Consider the following 20,546-nt stretch of genomic DNA (forward strand, 5'->3'; position numbering starts at 1 on the left):
TGACTTTCTTGCTCTAAATTTATATAATTAGAGCAAGAAAGTTATTTTGTTTTAAGGGGGGAGCTATATGAGTAAAAGTGCTGTAATAAAAATGGCCTATGAAAATAATGGTATTGTTACTTCCTCTATGGTTTCAGAAGCCAATTTATCGAGAAATTATTTATCGCAACTTGTTAAGGATAATAAATTAGAGAAAGTATCTCGTGGTGTATATACGTTGCCGGAAGCATGGGAAGATGAGTTTTTAAACGCACAAGTTAGCTATAAAAGAGGAATTTTTTCATTAGGGACAGCTTTGTATTTACATGGTTTTACAGATAGAACACCAATGCAATTACAGTTTACATTTCCTGAAGGTTATAATACATCGGCCCCCATTAGAAGTGGGTTTAGATGCAATAAAGTAAAGAAAGATGTATTTGAGTTAGGTGTTGAAGAGGTGACTAGTCCATCAGGTAATTTGGTCAGAGCGTATAATATTGAGAGAACACTTTGTGATATTGTGAAAGTCACTAATAGAGTTGAAATTCAAGTGATAACAGATGCCTTCAAACAATATATGAGTAGTAAGTCTAAAAATATTCCCTTATTGTCATTTTATGCCAAAATACTAAAAGTGGATAAGAGAATTAGACCTTATTTAGAGGTATTGCAATGAGTAATGTTATGAAATTTAAAGCATTAATCAAAAAAGTTGCGAAGGAAAAACAGATAACAGCTCAATCTATTTTACAAAACTTTATGTTAGAACGATTTTTAGAACGAATGTCTTTATCATCTTATAAAGATAAGTTTATTCTTAAGGGCGGATTTTTGATTGCTTCTATTGCCGGTTTATCAGCACGATCAACAATGGATATGGATGCAACAATTAAAGGATATCCAGTTACTCAAAAAAGTATAGAATCTATGATATCAGAGATAATTGATATACAGCTTAATGATGAAGTTGCATTTGTGTTGAGTTCAATTAAGGAAATACGGGAAACGGATGATTATGCTGGTTATAGAGCAGCCTTAAAAGGAGAATATGCTAATTCGAAATTAGCTGTAGATTTAAAAATAGATATTACAACCGGTGATAGTATCAGCCCGAAGGAGATTAAATACTCATATCCATTATTATTTGAGAATAGAAGTATCTCAATTTTGGCGTATAGCTTTGTTACTGTATTGGCAGAAAAAATTGAAACCATATTATCCAGAGGTGATCAGAGCACAAGACCGAGAGATTATTACGATGTCTTTTTACTTTTAAAACTCTTTGAGGAACGGATTGATTTTTCAGTATTATTTGAGGCAATACATAAAACGGCAACGAGAAGAAATTCGGTGTTTATTTTTTCTGATTATCCTAACATTTTGGATTCTGTTAAACATAGTAAAGAAATGCAAAAACGTTGGGAGATATATCAATATGAGTATAGCTATGCACAGCATATAATATTTGATGATATATGTGATTTGATAAAAACTATAATGGATAAAGAAAAGGTACTGTAACGAATTGAATAAAAAATCAATTCGTTACAGTACCTTGTTTAATTTATTTTTTAGTTATCTACCTTAGTGGTCTTAATTCTGCATGAAAAATGACCTAATCGTTAAGTAACGACTAGGCTATTTCTCAATTTCCTATTTTCACCAGAGATGAGCCTAGCGGTACTAATCACTATGACGGCTCGTCTTATGTATATCTTAACGCAATAAGCTATAAGCGTCAAGTTAATGACTTAGGGGGATATTTCGTTGCAGCCCTTTTGTTTAGTTCTTGTCTTAGAAATCTTCGTAATCTTCGATTTCCGTAATCGGTGCGGATCGTTTTACGGTGTTAGATAAGGTACCGATGCCCGGTACGGTGATGGATACGAGATCGTCTTCCTGCAAGAAGCGAGGTGGTTCGAAACCGACGCCTACACCCGATGGCGTACCGGTGGCGATGATGTCGCCCGGTTCCAAGGTGATGCCGCGGCTTAAGGTGCTAACCAAGGTCGGGATGGAAAAGATTAAATCTTCTGTGGAGCCCGATTGGCGAAGTTCGTCGTTAACATAGGTGCGAATTTCAAAGTCGCGCGGTTGTTTGTTGCCGATTAAAATGGCAGGGCCCATTGGGCAGAAGCCGTCCAGGCTTTTACCTAAGAACCACTGATTGTGACGACGCTGTAAATCGCGTGCCGTTACATCGTTTACAATGGTGTAACCGAAGATGTGATCATATACTTCATCTTCCGGAATGTTGCTGGCTCGTTTGCCGATGATGATGGCCAGTTCGCCTTCGTAATCCACTTGTGAAGTTGCATTCGGATGCAACGGAATTACGCGGTTAGGGCCGGTTACGGCTGTCGGTAATTTACTGAAGAAAATAGGGAACTCCGGTTCGTCGGCCGTTTTGTCGAATTCAACGATGTGTTCGCGGTAGTTTTTGCCCACGCAGATAATGTTGCGATGTGGGCTGAACGGTGTATCGATGGTTACATCGCTGAGATTGTAAGGCACGGCTACAGGTGATTCATTGTGTTTTTCCAAAGCTGTAGCTAATAATAACACGCCTTCGTCACCTAAGCTGATGAGCTCTTCAATCGTTTCCGGTAGGAAGGAGAAGTATGCTTCTTCCAAATCGGCACTGCCGAGAATAGTTTGTGATTCGTCGTCGATAACGCCCCATTGGCGGAAGCCGGATGGCGTTGTAAAGGTTGCGATTTTCATAAGTCCTCCCAAGTGTAATGCTGATTCATGACCGACCTAAGCCGGTTTTTATACAATCATGTAAATATTATAAATATATTTTTTTCGATATAAAAGAGCTTATATTAAATAAATACGATGTGCTTAAAACTAATTTAATGGATTTCAAGCCGGGTGAATCCATTAGAATATTTATCAAACAGTTTTATATACATCGCCTATTTTTCAAGTAATTTGATCTTCTTGTTAAGCCATTTTTGACAACTGGCACGGTCGTTAAAAAAGCGTAAATCCCGAATGCCGTCAAAATCTACATACAAGCCGTATACAAACGGAATCGGTGTGTTTTCAACGTATCAATGGCCATGTAAGTACCCGGTTCTTTTGGTTCTTCCAACGTTTCAAACGGGATTTCCTTAATGGCAAATGCCTCACCGTTTGAGCGCCGGCGCGTACGTTTCGGTACTAATGAAAATGTACGTGATTCACCGTCTTCTTCGATGGTAATCGTAACCGGTTTCTTTGGATTGTAATTGGTCATGAGTCGATTTAATACAGATTTAAAATCACGTAGTGTAACTTCTTGTTCAGTTAATGCGTCGATATATGCCATAGGAAGTTCCTCTTTTCAAATAAATTCACAATACGTAATTGACGAGCTTGGGAGAATGATTAATTGTTTGTATTTATCGATAAGTTAACTATAACATAGATTGATGAATAGATAAAGTAAATAGTTGTAATATTCCTGAAAAACATGAGCACAAAGGAGATATTTTTTTACCATGAAAAAGCAATTAAAATATTCTAAAGTACCAAAAGATTTATTTATTTAAAAATATCTATGATTTTGTTTTATCTATGGCCTCAAATTGTATATAATAAGAGAGAGATGATATCAATTTACTTGATTGACAATTCGGCTGTTTTTTTCAGATATGTTGCAACAGCTTTTAGAGTTTTTATAACTCTTCGAAGTTTTAGATTTTTTACATACAAATGATTTTATATATGTCCGGGAGGTTGACACAAATGAGTAAACCAGTTGTAGTTGTACCAGGTTTGGTTCGTAAAGATGCGCTTGCCTATTTAGGTGAACATGTGACGATTAAGCAATGGACGGAAAAGACGCCAATGCCCCGTGAAACTTTGAAAGAATGGCTCAAGGAGGCCGATGCTCTCTGGAGTATTAATACTGTCAAAGTAGATGCCGATTTAATCGCCGATGCACCGAATTTAAAAGTTATCGCGCAAGCTTCGGTGGGCTACGATAATGTGACGGTGGATGATTTGACGGCCCGTCAGATTCCTTACGGCAATACACCTGACGTTTTGACCGAATCGGTAGCCGAATTGGCCTTTACGCTTGTGGCAGCGGCGAGCCGTCGCATTGTGGAAAATGCGGATTTTGTCAAAAGCGGTATGTGGGCACAACGTCCGTCCAATATTAAAGGTAAAGATTTAAGTCGTTCGACTTTGGGGATTATCGGACTTGGCGCCATCGGGATTTCCATTTCGCGCCGTGCCCGGGCGTTCGGTATGACCGTTATTTACAACAATCGTCATAAACGTGCGGATGAGCATTTATACATGGTTGAATACCGTGATCGCGATACACTCTTGGCCGAAAGCGATGTGGTCCTCGTTATGGCTCCGTTAACGCCGGAAACGTATCACATGTTTGACAAAGAGGCGTTCAAAAAGATGAAAAATGATGCGCTGTTTGTCAATGTGGGCCGCGGTAAAATCGTGGACACCGATGCGCTCGTGTGGGCTCTTAATGAAGGGGAAATCGACTATGCCGCTTTGGATGTAACGGATCCGGAACCGTTACCGGCTGATCATCCGCTTTTGCAGACCGGTAAAGTGCTGGTGGTACCGCACATTGGCTCCTTCACAGACCGTACCCGTCGTGACATGGCTATGCTTACGGCCGATAACATTATTCTGGGCTTGCAGGGAAAACCGCTTAAAACATGCGTAAATAAGGAAGTAAACTATAAGGGGTAATTAGTGTTTGACCGCTTCGATACTATTGTTTGGCCACTTCGATACGAAGTCCGTTGCGGTCGGACTTTAGCTATCAATAAGTCTCTATTTATGATAAAATAAAGAGATGTAAATAAACGGACATTAAGTCGCAGAGAGGATGATTGTTGTTGGAAACTCCAAATAATGAAACAGTTAATTTTATAGAGGCGATTATAAATAAAGATAACGAATCCGGTAAGTACGGCAAACGTGTGCATACTCGTTTCCCACCGGAACCGAATGGCTATCTTCACATCGGCCATGCTAAGTCGATTTGCTTAAACTTCGGCTTGGGCAATGACTATAACGGTCTTACGAACCTTCGTTTTGACGACACCAATCCGTCCAAAGAAGAAGTGGAATATGTGAAATCCATTGAAGCCGATGTAAAATGGCTCGGTTTTGATTGGGACGACCGCGAATATTTTGCGTCCGACTACTTTGACACCATGTATGAATATGCGAAAGAATTGATTAAAAAAGGCAAAGCCTATGTGGATGATCAGACGCCGGAACAGATTAAAGAAACTCGCGGCGATTTCGGTACGCCGGGCACCAACAGCCCATATCGTGACCGTCCGGTAGAAGAAAACTTGCGTCTTTTTGAAGAAATGAAGGAAGGCAAGTATAAAGACGGTGAAAAAGTGCTTCGTGCCAAAATTGATATGGCTTCGCCAAACATCGTAATGCGTGACCCAGTATTGTATCGTATTATGCATGCGGAACATCATCGCACGGGCGACAAATGGTGCATTTATCCGATGTATGACTTTGCTCACCCTGTAGAAGATGCGATTGAACGTATCACCCATTCCGTATGTACTTTGGAATTTGAAGTGCATCGTCCGCTTTACAATTGGGTTCTTGAAGATTGGCCGGATACGGAAAAACCTCAGCAGATTGAATTTGCTCGCTTAAATGTTACCAACATGGTCATGAGTAAACGTAAATTGCGTCAGCTTGTTGAAAAGAATCTCGTAAGCGGCTGGGACGATCCGCGTATGCCTACCATTTCCGGTTTGCGTCGTCGCGGTTATACACCGGCTTCGATTCGCGATTTCTGTCAGCGCATCGGTGTAGCTAAAGCGGATAGTGTGGTAGATATTGCGCTTCTCGAATTCTGTATTCGTGAAGATTTGAAGATGAAAGCACCGCGTCAGATGGCGGTTATTAACCCGGTAAAAGTGGTTATTACTAACTATCCGGAAGGTCAGACGGAAATGATGACCATTGAAAACAATCCGGAAAATGAAGCTATGGGTACTCGTGAAGTTCCGTTCGGTCGTGAAATCTACATTGAACAGGACGATTTCATGGAAGTTCCGGTGAAAAAATTCTTCCGCATGACCCCGGGCAAAGAAGTTCGTCTCAAAGGTGCTTACATCGTTATGTGCGATGAAGTCATTAAAAACGAAGACGGCTCTATTAAAGAAATTCATTGTACCTATGATCCGGAAAGCCGCAGCGGCAGCGGTTGCCAGCGTAAAGTAAAAGGCACCTTGCACTGGGTGGAAGCCTCCACGGCGGTGGACATGGAAATTCGCTTGTACGATTATCTCTTAAAACCTGAAGAAGAATGGGAAAGCAAAGATTTCTTAGAACAGCTTAATCCAAATTCCTTGGTAGTAATGCAGGGTAAAGGGGAACCGGCTTTCAAAACGACGAAACCGGGCGACCACTTCCAGTTCTTGCGTCAGGGGTATTTCGTAACCGATTTGGACAGCACCCCTGAACATATCGTGATGAACCGTATTGTGGGCCTGCGTGACAGCTGGGCGAAAGCACAGAAAAAAGGTTAATGTTAGCCGGAATAAGTTAACTGTTAGCAGGAATAAGCTAACCGTTAGCAGGAGTAAGCTCATCGTTAGCCGGTAGTTATTGAGATTAATTTACAGTAATATGCTAGTCGGTCCGGCCTTGTTGCCGGACTGTTAGCAGTTAAGCAGAAGAGTCAGAATAGTCAGTCAGCAAAAAGGAGTTGTGCATGAAACTAACTACTTGGTGTGCAGCGGCTGTGTTGGCGCTTACCTTTAGTGTGGGGAGTGCTGTGCAGGCGGCCACACCGGCCACTACAGCTATTAAAGATATTAAGGCACCGACGAATGTTACCTTGTCGGCCGGTTCGGAAAAAGCTTTATTTACGAACAGTGAGGATATTCAGCAGTACTTGTTGAATCGCGGCGTATTGAGTGCCGATGTGTACCAATTGCGTTATAAAAAAGACAATGTGTTCAGCTACGGCATCGTAGCGGATATTCGTCTTGGTGAACAGGGCCTTCGTACTTTGGGCATTGAAAGTGAAATGCCGGTCTTTTCTTTCAGTACGAAAAATAAAGACAAACAAGAAGATTCCGTATTGCCGGAATTGGCCGAATTAATCAATGAAGGCGGCCAAAATGTATTCCAACAGTATCGTGTCATCGAACCGTTAACTTTGCAGAAAAACGGTACCTATACCGGTACTTTGCGTTTTGACAATATGGTAAGCACTGTAATTTACGGTGAAACCCTTCATGTAGTTTTGTACGATAATTTATATTTCGGACCGAGTGTTCGCGTCATCGCTCTTAACAGTGCCGATGATGATACCTTGTGGCCGATTGTTAACGGCTACGCCAAAGTAATCAAATAAAGTCAGCAAATAAGGAGAATAACGAAGCAGAATGAATATGCTATTTCATAATTTATTTCGCTATCATGATTTCGGATTGTTGTTTTATCGCATCGTATTCGGTTTATCCATGATGGCTCACGGATATTTCAAATTTGCCGGTGGTGAGCAAAATTTATATGCCATCGGTCATACGACGGCTCAATTCGGTGTACCGGACGGTTTTTTGTTGCTCGGTATGGCCGCGGCCGGGGCAGAACTTTTAGGCGGATTTCTTCTTATTTTGGGCTTTTTGACACGTCTCGGCGCGCTATTGATTGCATTCACTTTATTCATTGCGACTGCAGCCGCATGGGACGCCGGATTTTTTAGATGGGATTATCCTTCACAGATGATGTTCGGCGCCATTATGCTCTTTATCGCAGGTCCGGGCCGCTACAGTGTAGATAGTGCCTTTACCAAACGATAAAATTGCGTATAACAAAGGAAAGAAGATACCTTATGAATTCGACATACTTACAAATGATACGCGGGGAAGAAACGTCTCATTGCCCCGTATGGTTTATGCGGCAAGCAGGCCGCAGCCAAGCCGAATATCGCCGTATTAAGGAGAAATATTCCTTGTTCGAAATAACACAACAACCGGAGCTTTGCGCTTATATTACGCGCTTGCCCGTTGAAGAATATAATGTAGATGCTGCTATCTTGTATAAAGATATTATGACTCCTTTGGTGCCTATCGGGGTGGAGGTAGAGCTCAAGTCCGGCATTGGTCCGGTTATCGGCAATCCGATTCGCACGGCGGAAGATATTGCCGCTATCGGCGCTCTCGATATGGCGGAGTCCTTGCCTCATGTGTTGGAAACAATTCGTATTCTGACGAAAGAGCAACTTAAGGTGCCGCTCATCGGTTTTGGCGGGGCCCCGTTTACTTTAGCCAGTTACATGCTGGAAGGGGGCCCTTCGAAGACGTATCAGAAAACGCGGCAAATGCTCGTGACGCGTCCTGATTTGTGGGATGCGTTGATGGAAAAATTGACAGCCATGAGCATTGTCTATTTAGGTGCGCAAATCGAAGCAGGTGCCGCCGCCATCCAGATTTTTGATTCTTGGGTAGGTGCCGTGAGTGCGCGCGAATACGAAGCCCGCATTTATCCGTTTATGAAAGAGTTAATTACGGCCTTAAAGACTAAGTTCCCGACTACGCCAATCACCATGTTCGGCGTAGGGACGTATCACTTATTGCCGCTGTGGCGCCAATTGCCGGTTGATGTAATCGGCCTTGATTGGCGTTCGCCGATTGCCGATGCGAAAGCTATGGGGATTACGCAGGCGGTGCAGGGCAATTTGGATCCGGCCTATTTATTTGCGGATTGGCCGGTGATTCAGGGCGAAATCGATCGCATCTTGGCGGAAGGTAAGGAACATGGTCGTCATATTTTTAACCTGGGCCATGGGGTTGTGCCGGAAGCTAATCCGGATGTATTGAAGCGCATCGTGTCCTATGTGCATGAAGTGACGGCGCGATGAGGGACGGAATGAAAGAGCGAATCGGGTTATTGGTGATGGATTACGGCACACCAACCGCTGAAGCCGATTTGATGCCTTATTATACAAGCATTCGCCGCGGTTATGCACCGACGGAGGCGGAAGTAGCGGTTTTGAAAAAACGCTATGAAGCCATCGGCGGTTTGTCGCCCCTGGGGGCTTTAACCGAAGGGCAAGCGGAATTATTAGCTAAGCAGCTTAACGAGCATAGCGATGATGTAAGCTATGAATTATATATCGGCCATAAGCATATGCCGCCATTTATTGAAGATGCGGTGACGGCCATGGGTGAAGCGGGTATCACGAAGGCGGTGGCTATTGTGATGGCGCCGTATTTTTCACTCTTTGCGACGGCTTCCTATTTTGAACGAGCCAAACGACGGGCGGCTCGTTATCAAATGGAAATTCGGGAAGTGGCGGCCTGGAATGAAGAACCGGAGTTCCTGGCCTATTGGCATCAGGCGTTGGAAACGACGCTGGCGGAAACCGTAGGCCTATTGCGTCGGACAGATTCATCAAATTCGTCGGACATAACGAATTCGGTTGAAACAGCCATTCCGGCGGAAACAACAAATCCGGCTGAGGTCGGCGTAATCTTTACGGCCCACAGTTTGCCGTACCACGTAATTCACATGGGTGACACCTATCCGGAAGCTGTTCAAGCTACGGCTAAGCGCATTGCTGCATCCGTAGGTCTTAGGACTTATGAAATGGCTTGGCAAAGTGCCGGTGTACGCGGTGACTGGTTGACGCCGGATGTGGCAACGGTGACTCGCAAAGTCGTGGCGAGAGATAATGTGAAAGCGGTTGTGTATGTACCTATCGGGTTCGTATGTGACCATTTGGAAATATTATATGATAATGATATTGCTTGTAGAGCTCTTTGCGATGAGCTTGGGGTTGCCTACAAGCGCGTACCGATGCCGAATACGGATGCGCTTTTTGTAAAAGCCATGGCGCAGGCGGTACGACATTTACCTTTAGAAGATGAGGTGACAGAATGAGTCGAGTAGCGGTGATTGGCGGTGGTCTGACGGGCCTTTCGACGGCCTACTATTTGGGCCGAGCTAAGCCGGACTGGCAGATTGATGTGTTCGAAGAAGAACAGCGATTTGGCGGTAAAATTAAAACGAAACGTGTGGACGGTTATGTAGTGGAAGTGGGGCCTGATTCCTATTTAGCCCGTAAGCAGGCTATGACGGATTTAATCAATGAATTGGGGCTGGGCGATACGCTGGTTACCAATGCTACCGGTCAGGCTTTCATCTATGACAGAGGCAGTATGTTCCCTATACCGGGGGGCTCCATTGTAGGGATTCCTACAGAGTTTGTGCCTTTTGCCAAATCTACTTTGTTGTCATGGTCCGGTAAAATCCGCGCTATGCAGGATATTTTCAAAAGCCCTTATCCGACGGATGGGGATGTGTCCATAGGCGATTTTTTCAAATATCACTTGGGAAATGAAATGATGGATAAACTTATCGAGCCATTGTTGTCGGGGATTTACGGCGGCGATATTTATGAGTTGAGCCTCGATGCGACATTCCCGGAATTCCACAGTTTGGAGCGCAAACATGGCAATATGGTTAAAGGTATGTTGGCAGCGCGCAAGCAACGAGCCGCAACGAATGTAAAACCGAGCGGTCAATTCCGTCAGCTTACCGGTGGTTTGGAATCGATTATTGATGAATTGGTGGCGCAAATGCCGGCCAATGTAACGCTTCATAAGAGTACGCCTGTAACGTCTATTGAAAAAGTAAAAGACGGTTATGTCTTAGGCGGTACGGTGAAGACCCCTTACGAAGAAGTAGTTATTACCACCCCACCGCAGAGTTACAAAAAGTGGTTTGCGGATGATGCTCATTTTGGTGAATTAATGAATATGGACTTATCTACTTGTGCCATCGCCGTAATGGGTTTTGACCGCGCGACTTTTGATGCGCCGCTGGATGGGACCGGTTTTGTAATTACCCGTAAGACGGATACACCGCTTACGGCTTGCACTTATATCACCGCTAAGTGGCCTCAGACGACACCGCAGGACAAAGTCGTATTGCGCGTGTTCATGGGCAAACCGGGGGATAATACGGTGCAGCAATTCGATGGTGAGGCTTTAAAAGAATTGGCTGTTAAGGAAATTCAGCGTATCATGAAATTTAGCGCCAAACCATTATGGGTTGAACTGACTCGTCTCGATAAGAGCATGCCGCAGTATAAAGTGGGTCATCGCGATTTGGTAGCGCGCCTTAAGGACTACGCCGCTAAAGCGTATCCCGGCCTTCACATGATCGGTACGCCGTTTGATGGCGTGGGCATGCCGGATGGTGTGCGTCAGGCTCATGATTTGGTACAACATTTGGTGAATGAAGATAACTAACATTGTGTAAATGAAGATAAATAACATTTACAGAATGACAATACATACTATTTAGTGAATGAACATAAATAATTTTTTAAAAGGAGGAATTTACAATGAGTGAACAGCATATGGGACATCCCGGCGCTATGAGTCAGAACGACATGAGTGTTGATGAAAAAGCGGTTTTGACCTATGAAGGTTGGTTCAGTATTCACGCTACATACAAAATTAATTTTGAAAAATGGCAGTCCTGGGATACGGAACGTCAGATTAAAGCTTTAGCTGAATTCAAAGCATTTATCGCTGAATTGGAAGCCGGTCATGAAGCGGAAACTTCCAGCTATGCGTTGTACAATGTAGCGGGCGGCAAAGGGGACATCATGATTTGGTTCTTGCAGCCGACTTTGGAAGAAGTTACGGCGAAGGAAATTACCCTTCGTAAATTGGCTATCGGCGCCGTTTTGGAACCGACTGCTTCTTTCGTATCGGTTATTGAAGTAAGCAACTACATGAAAACCGACATTAATCATCCGAAGGTTCAAGCTCGTTTGTACCCACATATTCCTCGTTTAAAATATATGTGCTTCTATCCAATGAGCAAACGCCGCAACTTAGAAGATAACTGGTACATGACGGACCGAGCGGAACGCGGTCGCATGATGCGTTCTCATGGTCAAATCGGTAAAAAATACGAAGAAACGATTAAAGAGTTTACTACCGGCGCCTGTGGTCTCGATGATTGGGAATGGGGTATTACGCTCATGTCCGATGATGCGGTTCAGTTCAAAAAAATCGTTAACGAAATGCGTTTTGATGAAGTAAGTGCCCGTTTCGGTATGTTCGGTCCGTTCACGGTAGGGACTTTACTTGACGAAGACCGTTTGGATACTTTGTTTGCTTAAGAATTGTTTTAATAGGGAGCAATAGTGTATGGGCTTTTTCAAGAAATATAAATCGAGTATCAGCCTGATTATTTTAGGCGGTTTAGTATTTCTGTTCACTATTAAGTTTGATTCGGTACTGACTTCATTTAAAATTGGGCTGGATGCAGTCATGCCGTTGGTTTGGGGTGTGCTCATTGCGTTCGTCCTCAATATTATTGTGAAGCGCTTTGAGAAGATTTATTTTCCATCTGCCGAAAGCGGTTGGAAGCATAGTACCAGACGACCGGTTTGTGTTGTCTTGGCTATTTTTACCATATTGTTGGCTATTTTCCTCGTAGGCTACATGGCGATACCGCAACTCGTTCATTCCTTGGGCATTATTGTGCAGGCCTTGCCGGCTTTGTATCAGCAATCGTCTGAGTGGGTGAGTCGTTTTATTGAAAACACGCCGTATCTTTCGTCGTCCGGTGTCATGGATTCTATTCAATCGGATAAGACGGTGGAACAGTTGCGCCAAATTGGGGCGGATAGCGGTCGCTACATTGTAAAAACAATGAGTGACACCGTTGAAATGGTGTTTAACTTTGTTATCGGCTTAATTTTTGCCATTTATGTATTGCTTGACAAAGAAGTGCTGCGCCGTCAGATGGGCCGCTTGGCCCGTGCTTACGGCAAAGACCATCATATTAAAAACATGGTTCACGTATGGCGCACGGCCAGTCAGGTGTTCAGTAGTTTCTTTATCGGTCAGTTCCTCGATGCTTTAATTCTGGGCGTCATGGTCGGGGCAGGCCTTGCCGTATTATCCGTTCCTTATGCCATGACAATCGGCTGTGTAATCGGGCTTACCGCTTTGGTGCCGCTCTTGGGGGCGTATATCGGCGGCTTTATGGGCCTCGTGATGTTGTTATCGGTGAGTACCATGGATGCGTTAATTTTTATTATCGTCCTCGTGGTTATGCAACAGATTGAAGGCAATGTCATTTATCCGCGCATCGTGGGCAGTTCCGTAGGCTTACCGGGCATTTGGGTATTTGCCGCTATTACCATCGGCGGTACCTTGTACGGTGTGCCGGGCATTTTATTGAGCGTGCCGTTGGCAGCTACCGTTTATAAATTGGTAAAAGAAGATGTGGACCAGCGTTTGGCTCATAAGGCATTTTCTTACAAGGCGACGGTAAAAAAAGTGGAAGACGAGGATAAGTAGATTTTTATTGAGTATGCCTGAGTAAACATGGTATACTTAAAGGACAATTGAAGTAATATGCAGGTTTAATCTTACATTATTAAAACGGAATATGTTGACTTTGACAGTTATTCAGATAGCATTAGGGGAAGCAGCATATTTTAGGAGGTTATTGTATGAAAAAGAAGTCTTTTGCCGGTTTATTGGCCGGTGCTATGGCTGTAAGTGCTGTAGCGGTGGCTATGCCTCAAACGGTAGCAGCAGCGGATGTGAATCCGTCAATCAGAATGGAAGGATCCGTACAGTCCATGGTATTATCCATGCGTCAAGTAGCCGGTGTGTTCTTGGCTAAGTATCCGAATTCGGCTGTTCACTCCATTACGTTAAAACCGGATCGCGGTCGCTTCTATTATGAAGTTACCGGTTATACGCTCAAAAATACGTATACAATCCAAGTTGACGTAATTACGGGCAATGTTATTAAAGAAAAATCGGATAAAAAAGAAAAAGACATTCCGAATAAAGTCTTCAATCCTAACAATGTTATTGATCCTAAGAAAGCTGAATCCATTGCTGTTGCCAACATCGGTGGCGATGCTATCAGTAAAGGTTGGAAATTGGAAGCTGATAACGGCAAAGTTCAATACGAAGTTACTATTTATCACAATGATGAAACAGACGGCTTAGTTCAACAGGGTGTAATCATCGACGCTGTGTCCGGTGATATTATTACCAGAACATTACCTGAGAAAGTAATCATCCCTGATGAAGAGGATGACGGTTTCATCTTGTGGGGTGAATAATAGTTATAAAGCTGAAAGTGCACATTGTATAATGTGCATTTTTCTTTTATATACCGCTTGTGGCTTTTATGATGGTCGTTTATGGCTTTTGCAATCAACGTTATGATTTTTACAATCGACTTTATGGTGTTTGTAATCACCGTTTGCAGCGGCTTTATATTAGCGGCATATTATTGTATTTATTGTTGTTTTAGGAGGCTTCTGTGATAGTCAAAACCGCTCGTGAAGAGTTAATTCGGTTTAAGGGAAAGGCTATAGGATTAGGGGTATTCAGTTTATTAGGCACCTTGGGCATTGTCGGTCAGGCATGGTTCTTTGCGGTGTTGATCGAAAAAACATTTTTTGAAGGTTTGCCGTTGGACGAAGTCTGGTCTACGGTGATTTGGCTTATAGCATCCGTCGTGCTTCGCATGGTGGCAACGTATTGCCAGGAACAAACGGCAGGCAGTTTGGCGGAGCTGGACAAACAAGATTTGCGCCAAAAAATTTGGCATCATTTATTGCGTTTAGGGCCCTTTACCGGTGAACGGCACGGTGACGTGGTTCATTTAATGACGGATGGTCTGGAAAGCGTAGAAGCCTACATAGCCCGTTATGTGCCACAGATGCTGTATGCCATGATGATTCCGCTCATTATGGCCATTGCCATCATTGATGCGGCACCGTGGGTTGCTATTATCTTACTCATTACATTCCCGCTCATTCCGTTTTTTATGATTTTAATCGGTAAAAAAGCGGAGGCTATGAATAAAGAACAGTGGGAGCGTATGAGTTTTCTGAGCGGTCATTTCTTGGATGTCCTCCAAGGTATTGTGACGCTTAAACTCTTCGGTCGTTCCGAAGAACAGGTAGACGTCATCGCCCGTCTGTCCGCAGAATTTAGAGATTCTACTTTGCGCGTTTTGCGCGTGGCCTTTTTGTCCGCCTTGGTGCTTGAGTTAGTCAGCACTATCAGTACGGCGTTAATCGCTGTGTACATGGGGATGGCCTTGCTTTACGGCCATGAAACTTTCTTGCCGGCATTTTTCGTATTGCTTTTGGCGCCTGAGTTTTACGCTCCCCTTCGTCAGTTGGGGGCCGCCTTCCATACCGGTATGGCGGGTCAGGTAAGTCTTGCCAAAATTGATACATTCTTAGCCTTGCCTATTGAAGAACCTGAGTCCGGCACAGTTACAGCGGCGGCGCTTAATACGGTAGAGTTTAAAGAGCTGTCTTATGCGTACGGCGCGACGTCGCATCAAGAACTTAATGCCAATGAGGGCGAGGTTTCATCTGAAAAAGCGGCTGTCACGTATGCGGTTGAAAATATTAATTTCACTTTGCGCCGCGGCGAGAAAGCCATGCTGGTCGGCGGCAGTGGTGCCGGCAAGAGTACACTCGCTCATTTGCTTTTGCGTCTCATGCAACCGACAAAGGGTGAAATTGTAGTAGACGGCGTGAACTTGCTTGACATGGAGGCGGATTTTTGGCGTGATCAAGTGACGTTTGTGCCGCAACAACCCCATTTATTCCGTGGTACGTTGCGTGAGAATATTACCTTTGGACAGCCTGTATCGGATGATGAAGTATGGGCAGCCGTTCGTGATGCGGAAGCGGAAGCGTTTGTAAATTCCTTGCCTCATGGCCTTGATACAATGCTGGGTGAAGGGGGCCTCGGTTTATCCGGCGGGCAACGCCAGCGTATTGCCATCGCTCGTGCTTTTATTAAACAATCACCGCTTATCGTGCTGGACGAAGTAACGGCCCATCTTGATGTGGCGACGGAACAGAGTTTGGCAAAAGCCCTGGAACGATTGATGGCGAATAAGATTGTGCTTCTCATCGGGCATCGCTTGCAGACTATGCGTTGGGCCGATACTTTATTGGTGTTAAAACAGGGGCATATCGTTGAAAGAGGATCTTTTGATGAGTTGGTAGCGGCTGACGGCTACTTCAGCGAACTCGTCAAAGCGGGCGTGGGAGGCACCGCTGATGTTACTTCCGACGGCGTGGGTCATAACGGAGCTGCAGAGAGTGCTGTAGCCGGAGTTACAGAGGCTGCCCTAGCCGGAGCTACAGAGACTGCCGTAGCCGGAGCTACAGAGACTGCCCTAGCCGGAGCTACAGAGACTGCCGTAGGGACAGCCGATGCTATAGGGAATAGTCACACTAAGCCTAATGTTGATATTGAAAAAGCTGTCCATCCGGTGATTGCCGCCCATGCGGCACCGGGGGCATCGCATATTGAAGTCAGCGAGCCTACGCAGAATATATCGACATGGAATTCGCTAAGTCGGTTATTTGCCGTATTAGGGCCTGCGCGTAATTCCTTGTGGCTCAGCTTATTATTCTCCTTCTTGACGGTATTCATGAACGTCGGCCTTTTGACAACGTCGGCTTGGCTCATCACGTCGGCGGCGTTACGCCCTGAATTGGCGGCTTTAAGCCTCTCTATTGTAGGGGTGCGCTTCTTCGGTATCAGCCGCGCCGTATGCCGTTATATCGAGCGCTATGTATCGCATCATATGGCCTTCCAAGGACTCTACGGTTTACGCGTATGGTTTTATAAAAAGTTGGAGCCGTTGATGCCGGCTGCATTGCATCGACTCGGTTCCGGTGATATTTTAGGTCGCATCATGGCGGACATCGAGACACTCCAATTCTTCTATTTGCGTGTTATTATTCCGCCGGCGGGGGCTGTCTTATTAACTGTTATCGGCTTTTACTTCTTGGCACAGTTCAGCTATCAGCTGGTGTGGTTATTGGCGATTGTCTTTATCTTGGGGGCCGTGGTGATTCCGTTTATTGTGTATCGTCATAATGCGTTGGCTACGGATGCAGCTCTTGTATATCGCAGCGGTATAAAGGATACGGTGGTAGAAAGCTTGGCGGGCATTATGGATATCATAACGTACAAGCAGGAACCGCGCGTGACAGCCTTGGTGGATCGTCAGTTTAACGATTTGACGTCGGCTCAGCATATCGTTCATCGCGGCACCAATATTGGCGATACGCTCTTCTTGGGGCTCACCCAATTAACCATGGTCCTGGGGGCGCTCATCATGATTCCGCTTGCTAACGGCAGTCAACAGGAAGGGATTTTTATCGCCGTAGTGGCCATTGCCTTGCAATCCTATTTTGAAGCCTTGGCACCGCTTACTATTGCCTGGTATCATGGTCGTGAAAGTTTAGCCGCCATGAAACGATTGGTTCAGTTGGCGGAACAGGCTCCGGCTGTTAAGGAATCGATGGCGCCGGCTGAAAGGGTTGACTCTGACGCTAAAAATGAGGTGATTCAGTCGATGGCTTCGGCTGAGTCGGTTAAAGTGGACTCGCCATCTTTGGGCATTAATTTTGATAAGGTAAGCTTCCGTTATGACGAGGGCGAGCCGTATATATATGAGAATTTATCACTTTATATCAAACCGGGTGAAAAAGTGGCCGTAGTAGGGCCGAGCGGCTCCGGCAAAACGACGCTCCTTACTATGTTGGAACGGTTCTATGATTACGAAGGCCGGATTTCGTTGGGAACCAAAGAGCTTAAATCGCTGTCATTGGCTGAGGCTCGCGAATACTATGGTGCCTTGACGCAGGATACCTATTTATTCCATGCATCGGTGGAAGACAATATTCGCTTGGCTAAACCGCGGGCAACGGCTGAGGAAATGGCAAAAGCCATTGAGTTCGCCGCCTTAACCGATTGGGTTAATACGTTGCGAAACGGTCTTAAGACAATTATCGGCAGTGGCGGCAGCGGTGTGAGCGGCGGGCAGCGTCAGCGTATTGCGCTCGCTCGTTTGTGGCTCCGCAACAGTCCGATTTTGTTGCTCGATGAACCATTGGAAGGGCTCGATCAATTGGTTCGCCAGGATATACAGAACGCCTTATACAGCCTGATGAAGGATAAAACAGTCATCTATATTACGCACCATCTGGGCGGTTTGGAAAAGATGGATCGAATTCTATTCTTGGAAAACGGTCAGGTTGTAGAAGACGGCTCCTATGAGACCTTGATGGCAAAACGCGGTGCCTTCTATGCGTATCGCAAGCTATCCATGGAAACTGTTTAACACTTTGTAAAATAGCATACAGGGTATCTTTGATATCTAGGGGATAAATTTATGACTGCCGGCTCGAAAGGGCTTGGCAGTCATTTTTTAGAATAAATAATCAAGTTAAATGCGCTCAATGGTGATAGAATCGGCTTTTTTGAAAACTGTCGATATGCTATGTAGTTTTAAAATCGGGTGCGTTATGTTATAATATGGACTGAAAACGTGCTAAATCCATAGGAGGCGTTATGAACAGTCTAGTCACGCGATTATTGGAATTGGCAGAATCGATGACAAAAGGAACACGCAAGAAAATCGCAGAGAAACCGGTCACGCCTGAGCAACAAATTGAGGCCGAACCTTGCGAAGCGAGCGAAACCGATTTATACGATCATCGTATTATCAGTGTTGAGGAAGATGCGATTAACCGCATTTTGAAAGCTCAATTGCGAAATCACTGGTTATTTTATTCTGTTACCTTTGAGTTTGAAAATAACAATAAGGTCTACATGGGGATTATTACGACCCTCGGGACCGTTATTAATATAGAATTTACTATCGAAGATTTTTGGTTTGACGACTATGCTTCGAGTTTTTCCATAAAATTGAATATGTCCGACGTCGATATGGGCGGCTTTATTATGAATACGATTGTTCATTTATTGGGCAATTGGAGCCTCAGCCTGTTGGGCACCTTCTTTAACCCCTTCGAAATTATCGGTGACGGGTCGACGGTGCGTTTTGAAAAAAAGGGCATTATCCGTTTTGATTTGTCCCCGGACAGTCCGATTCGCCGTTTAATTTCTTGGCCGAACCGCTGTACGAATGCTAAAGGACCGGTTATCTTAATTAATGCCCGCTCGGAACAGTCGGTACTTCGTTTGGAATACTATGCCTTCCGCGATGAGGTGGAGACCTATAATATTCCTGAAGTGCCTGTGAAAACGAGCTGGGTTCGTTCCATTGACTTGGCAGCAGCGTTGTTATTGCCGATTGGTGTGTGGATCAGTTTTATCATCCTTCACCACTATTTGCCGGCGGAGACGATTGAATTCTCCTTTTCCACATATTTCCTTATTTCTTTGGGGATTTTGTGTATCAGTTTTATCGTCATGAACATTCCGCGCTATATTTATATGTATTTTGATTCCCGTAAAAAATGGCAAAGTGTCTTTGTCCATAATAATATTAAGATTCAAATGCGTAAATTGCAGCGCCGTATTCAGATTCAACAGGTAGCGCTCAAAGGTAACGGGAAGGAAACCGATGCGGAAAGCCAGGCGAATATTCGCGACTTACTCTTGCAGATTCGTGATAAGCGCTTTTTGGCACAGCGTCTTAAAATCGCTGACGAAGACCGCGACCGTAAACAGAAAATTAAGTTTATTATTGCGTATATCGTATGTACCTTGTTGGAATGGATTTTGTTGATTCACTAGGCCGTCGAATTGTGATATATTGAAATAAGAAGATTTACTAAAAAATATAAAGAAAGGGTGCTCTATATGTCGAAAAGAAATATTCAAGAGGAAAATCAAGATAAAATTATTATTACATCAAAAACATCTGAAGATTTGGCTAAAAGAATGAAAGCTTTATCGGCAGAAATTCTTAAACGAAACCAAAATTTGTATAAAAGATTGGAAAATAGATGAATAAGATTATACATTTATTAATCGATGATATTATACAGTTTCATAAGGATTTAGAAGCATCTTCCGTTATGAAATCGGGAATCCATTATTTAAACTTATTGGAATCGGCGGTTAATACCCCGTTTCAAACATTTGGTGGAGAAGACTTATATCCTACAACTTATGATAAAGCAGCACAACTTTGTTATGGTTTAGCTAAAAACCATGCTTTTACTGATGGAAATAAGCGAATAGCATTTCACTCTATGCAAATATATCTAGCGTTAGAAGAAATTAATTTAACTTATACCGATGATGAAGCTGAGGCATTAATTATTGGTGTTGCTGATAATTCTGTATCAGTAGACATGCTAAAAGAGTGGCTCATTCAACATTCAGCTTAATATTTATGTAAATAAAGAAATATTATAAAAATATTTGGAACCTCCTTGTCGATATATTTTAAATTGAATGTATTTCAATAAGGAGGTGTTTTTATGGAAGAAATTCTAACAGCGACGGCTAATTACGGATTCCCCATGGTGGTTGCGGCGTATTTATTGATACGTCTGGAACACAAAATGGATTCACTGAGTGCGTCGATTAATGAATTGGTTTTTACCTTAAAAACCTATGACCATAAATAAAAAAATACGTACAGAAGTAAGAAGAACACGTTGCAGCGAATAGGCACTGTAGCGTGTTCTTTTATATATTTACAAATTGATTTCGCAGAGTGAGATTAGAGTTATAGGACAAAAAGTGTGTGTAGAA

The 20,546-nt window shown here is 43.8% G+C and carries 19 protein-coding genes; 17 read left to right on the forward strand and 2 right to left on the reverse strand.

From position 1 onward, the window contains the following. The first annotated feature begins 67 nt into the window (after positions 1 to 67). Together QZL64_RS06830 and QZL64_RS06835 are read left to right on the forward strand one after the other, a co-directional pair. Positions 68 to 658, forward strand: coding sequence for a type IV toxin-antitoxin system AbiEi family antitoxin domain-containing protein (locus QZL64_RS06830; protein WP_021841267.1), 591 nt, complete (start codon positions 68 to 70; stop codon positions 656 to 658). Positions 659 to 666: 8 nt separating this feature from the next. Further along, positions 667 to 1,503: a nucleotidyl transferase AbiEii/AbiGii toxin family protein gene (locus tag QZL64_RS06835; RefSeq protein ID WP_226974027.1), complete on the forward strand. Its 837-nt coding sequence runs from the start codon at positions 667 to 669 to the stop codon at positions 1,501 to 1,503. Between the two features lie 273 nt (positions 1,504 to 1,776). On the opposite strand, the gene QZL64_RS06840 is transcribed toward QZL64_RS06835, so the two are convergent. Next, positions 1,777 to 2,706, reverse strand: a complete 930-nt coding sequence (locus QZL64_RS06840) for a fumarylacetoacetate hydrolase family protein (RefSeq protein WP_021841269.1) — start codon at positions 2,704 to 2,706, stop codon at positions 1,777 to 1,779. Positions 2,707 to 2,995: 289 nt separating this feature from the next. Continuing rightward, complete coding sequence (locus QZL64_RS06845) at positions 2,996 to 3,298, reverse strand: hypothetical protein (protein ID WP_021841270.1); 303 nt, start codon at positions 3,296 to 3,298, stop codon at positions 2,996 to 2,998. 419 nt (positions 3,299 to 3,717) lie between these two features. Here QZL64_RS06845 and QZL64_RS06850 point away from each other — a divergent pair, with 419 nt between their 5' ends. From QZL64_RS06850 to QZL64_RS06920, 15 genes are all read left to right on the forward strand, one after another. Then, positions 3,718 to 4,695 (forward strand): 2-hydroxyacid dehydrogenase, encoded by a 978-nt coding sequence (locus QZL64_RS06850; protein ID WP_021841271.1) that lies wholly within the window; start codon positions 3,718 to 3,720, stop codon positions 4,693 to 4,695. Positions 4,696 to 4,844: 149 nt separating this feature from the next. Continuing rightward, on the forward strand, positions 4,845 to 6,515 hold the full coding sequence (locus tag QZL64_RS06855; protein ID WP_021841272.1) for a glutamine--tRNA ligase/YqeY domain fusion protein: 1,671 nt from the start codon (positions 4,845 to 4,847) through the stop codon (positions 6,513 to 6,515). A gap of 185 nt (positions 6,516 to 6,700) precedes the next feature. After that, positions 6,701 to 7,348 (forward strand): hypothetical protein, encoded by a 648-nt coding sequence (locus QZL64_RS06860; protein WP_021841273.1) that lies wholly within the window; start codon positions 6,701 to 6,703, stop codon positions 7,346 to 7,348. Between the two features lie 31 nt (positions 7,349 to 7,379). Next, positions 7,380 to 7,796, forward strand: a complete 417-nt coding sequence (locus QZL64_RS06865; protein WP_021841274.1) for a DoxX family protein — start codon at positions 7,380 to 7,382, stop codon at positions 7,794 to 7,796. A 32-nt stretch (positions 7,797 to 7,828) separates the two neighbouring features. After that, complete coding sequence (hemE, locus tag QZL64_RS06870) at positions 7,829 to 8,857, forward strand: uroporphyrinogen decarboxylase (protein WP_021841275.1); 1,029 nt, start codon at positions 7,829 to 7,831, stop codon at positions 8,855 to 8,857. An 8-nt stretch (positions 8,858 to 8,865) separates the two neighbouring features. Beyond that, positions 8,866 to 9,879, forward strand: a complete 1,014-nt coding sequence (locus QZL64_RS06875; RefSeq protein WP_021841276.1) for a ferrochelatase — start codon at positions 8,866 to 8,868, stop codon at positions 9,877 to 9,879. Continuing rightward, on the forward strand, positions 9,876 to 11,252 hold the full coding sequence (gene hemG, locus QZL64_RS06880) for a protoporphyrinogen oxidase (RefSeq protein WP_021841277.1): 1,377 nt from the start codon (positions 9,876 to 9,878) through the stop codon (positions 11,250 to 11,252). The genes QZL64_RS06875 and hemG overlap by 4 nt, the downstream gene beginning before the upstream one ends. Before the next feature lie 95 nt (positions 11,253 to 11,347). Then, complete coding sequence (gene hemQ, locus QZL64_RS06885; RefSeq protein WP_021841278.1) at positions 11,348 to 12,136, forward strand: hydrogen peroxide-dependent heme synthase; 789 nt, start codon at positions 11,348 to 11,350, stop codon at positions 12,134 to 12,136. Between the two features lie 28 nt (positions 12,137 to 12,164). Then, positions 12,165 to 13,325: an AI-2E family transporter gene (locus QZL64_RS06890; protein ID WP_021841279.1), complete on the forward strand. Its 1,161-nt coding sequence runs from the start codon at positions 12,165 to 12,167 to the stop codon at positions 13,323 to 13,325. A gap of 155 nt (positions 13,326 to 13,480) precedes the next feature. After that, complete coding sequence (locus QZL64_RS06895; RefSeq protein WP_021841280.1) at positions 13,481 to 14,107, forward strand: PepSY domain-containing protein; 627 nt, start codon at positions 13,481 to 13,483, stop codon at positions 14,105 to 14,107. A 203-nt stretch (positions 14,108 to 14,310) separates the two neighbouring features. After that, positions 14,311 to 18,156 carry a thiol reductant ABC exporter subunit CydD gene (cydD, locus tag QZL64_RS06900; RefSeq protein WP_021841281.1) on the forward strand — a complete coding sequence of 1,282 codons (3,846 nt, stop codon included), beginning with the start codon at positions 14,311 to 14,313 and terminating at the stop codon, positions 18,154 to 18,156. 230 nt (positions 18,157 to 18,386) lie between these two features. Further along, complete coding sequence (locus QZL64_RS06905; protein ID WP_021841282.1) at positions 18,387 to 19,577, forward strand: hypothetical protein; 1,191 nt, start codon at positions 18,387 to 18,389, stop codon at positions 19,575 to 19,577. 66 nt (positions 19,578 to 19,643) lie between these two features. After that, positions 19,644 to 19,793 (forward strand): hypothetical protein, encoded by a 150-nt coding sequence (locus QZL64_RS06910; RefSeq protein WP_021841283.1) that lies wholly within the window; start codon positions 19,644 to 19,646, stop codon positions 19,791 to 19,793. Further along, positions 19,790 to 20,176, forward strand: coding sequence for a type II toxin-antitoxin system death-on-curing family toxin (locus tag QZL64_RS06915; RefSeq protein ID WP_021841284.1), 387 nt, complete (start codon positions 19,790 to 19,792; stop codon positions 20,174 to 20,176). The genes QZL64_RS06910 and QZL64_RS06915 overlap by 4 nt, the downstream gene beginning before the upstream one ends. 93 nt (positions 20,177 to 20,269) lie before the next feature. Beyond that, positions 20,270 to 20,419: a YvrJ family protein gene (locus tag QZL64_RS06920; protein ID WP_021841285.1), complete on the forward strand. Its 150-nt coding sequence runs from the start codon at positions 20,270 to 20,272 to the stop codon at positions 20,417 to 20,419. Positions 20,420 to 20,546 lie beyond the last annotated feature (127 nt).

The organism is Veillonella sp. CAG:933, from assembly GCF_000431435.1.
Lineage (GTDB): Bacteria > Bacillota > Negativicutes > Veillonellales > Veillonellaceae > Veillonella_A.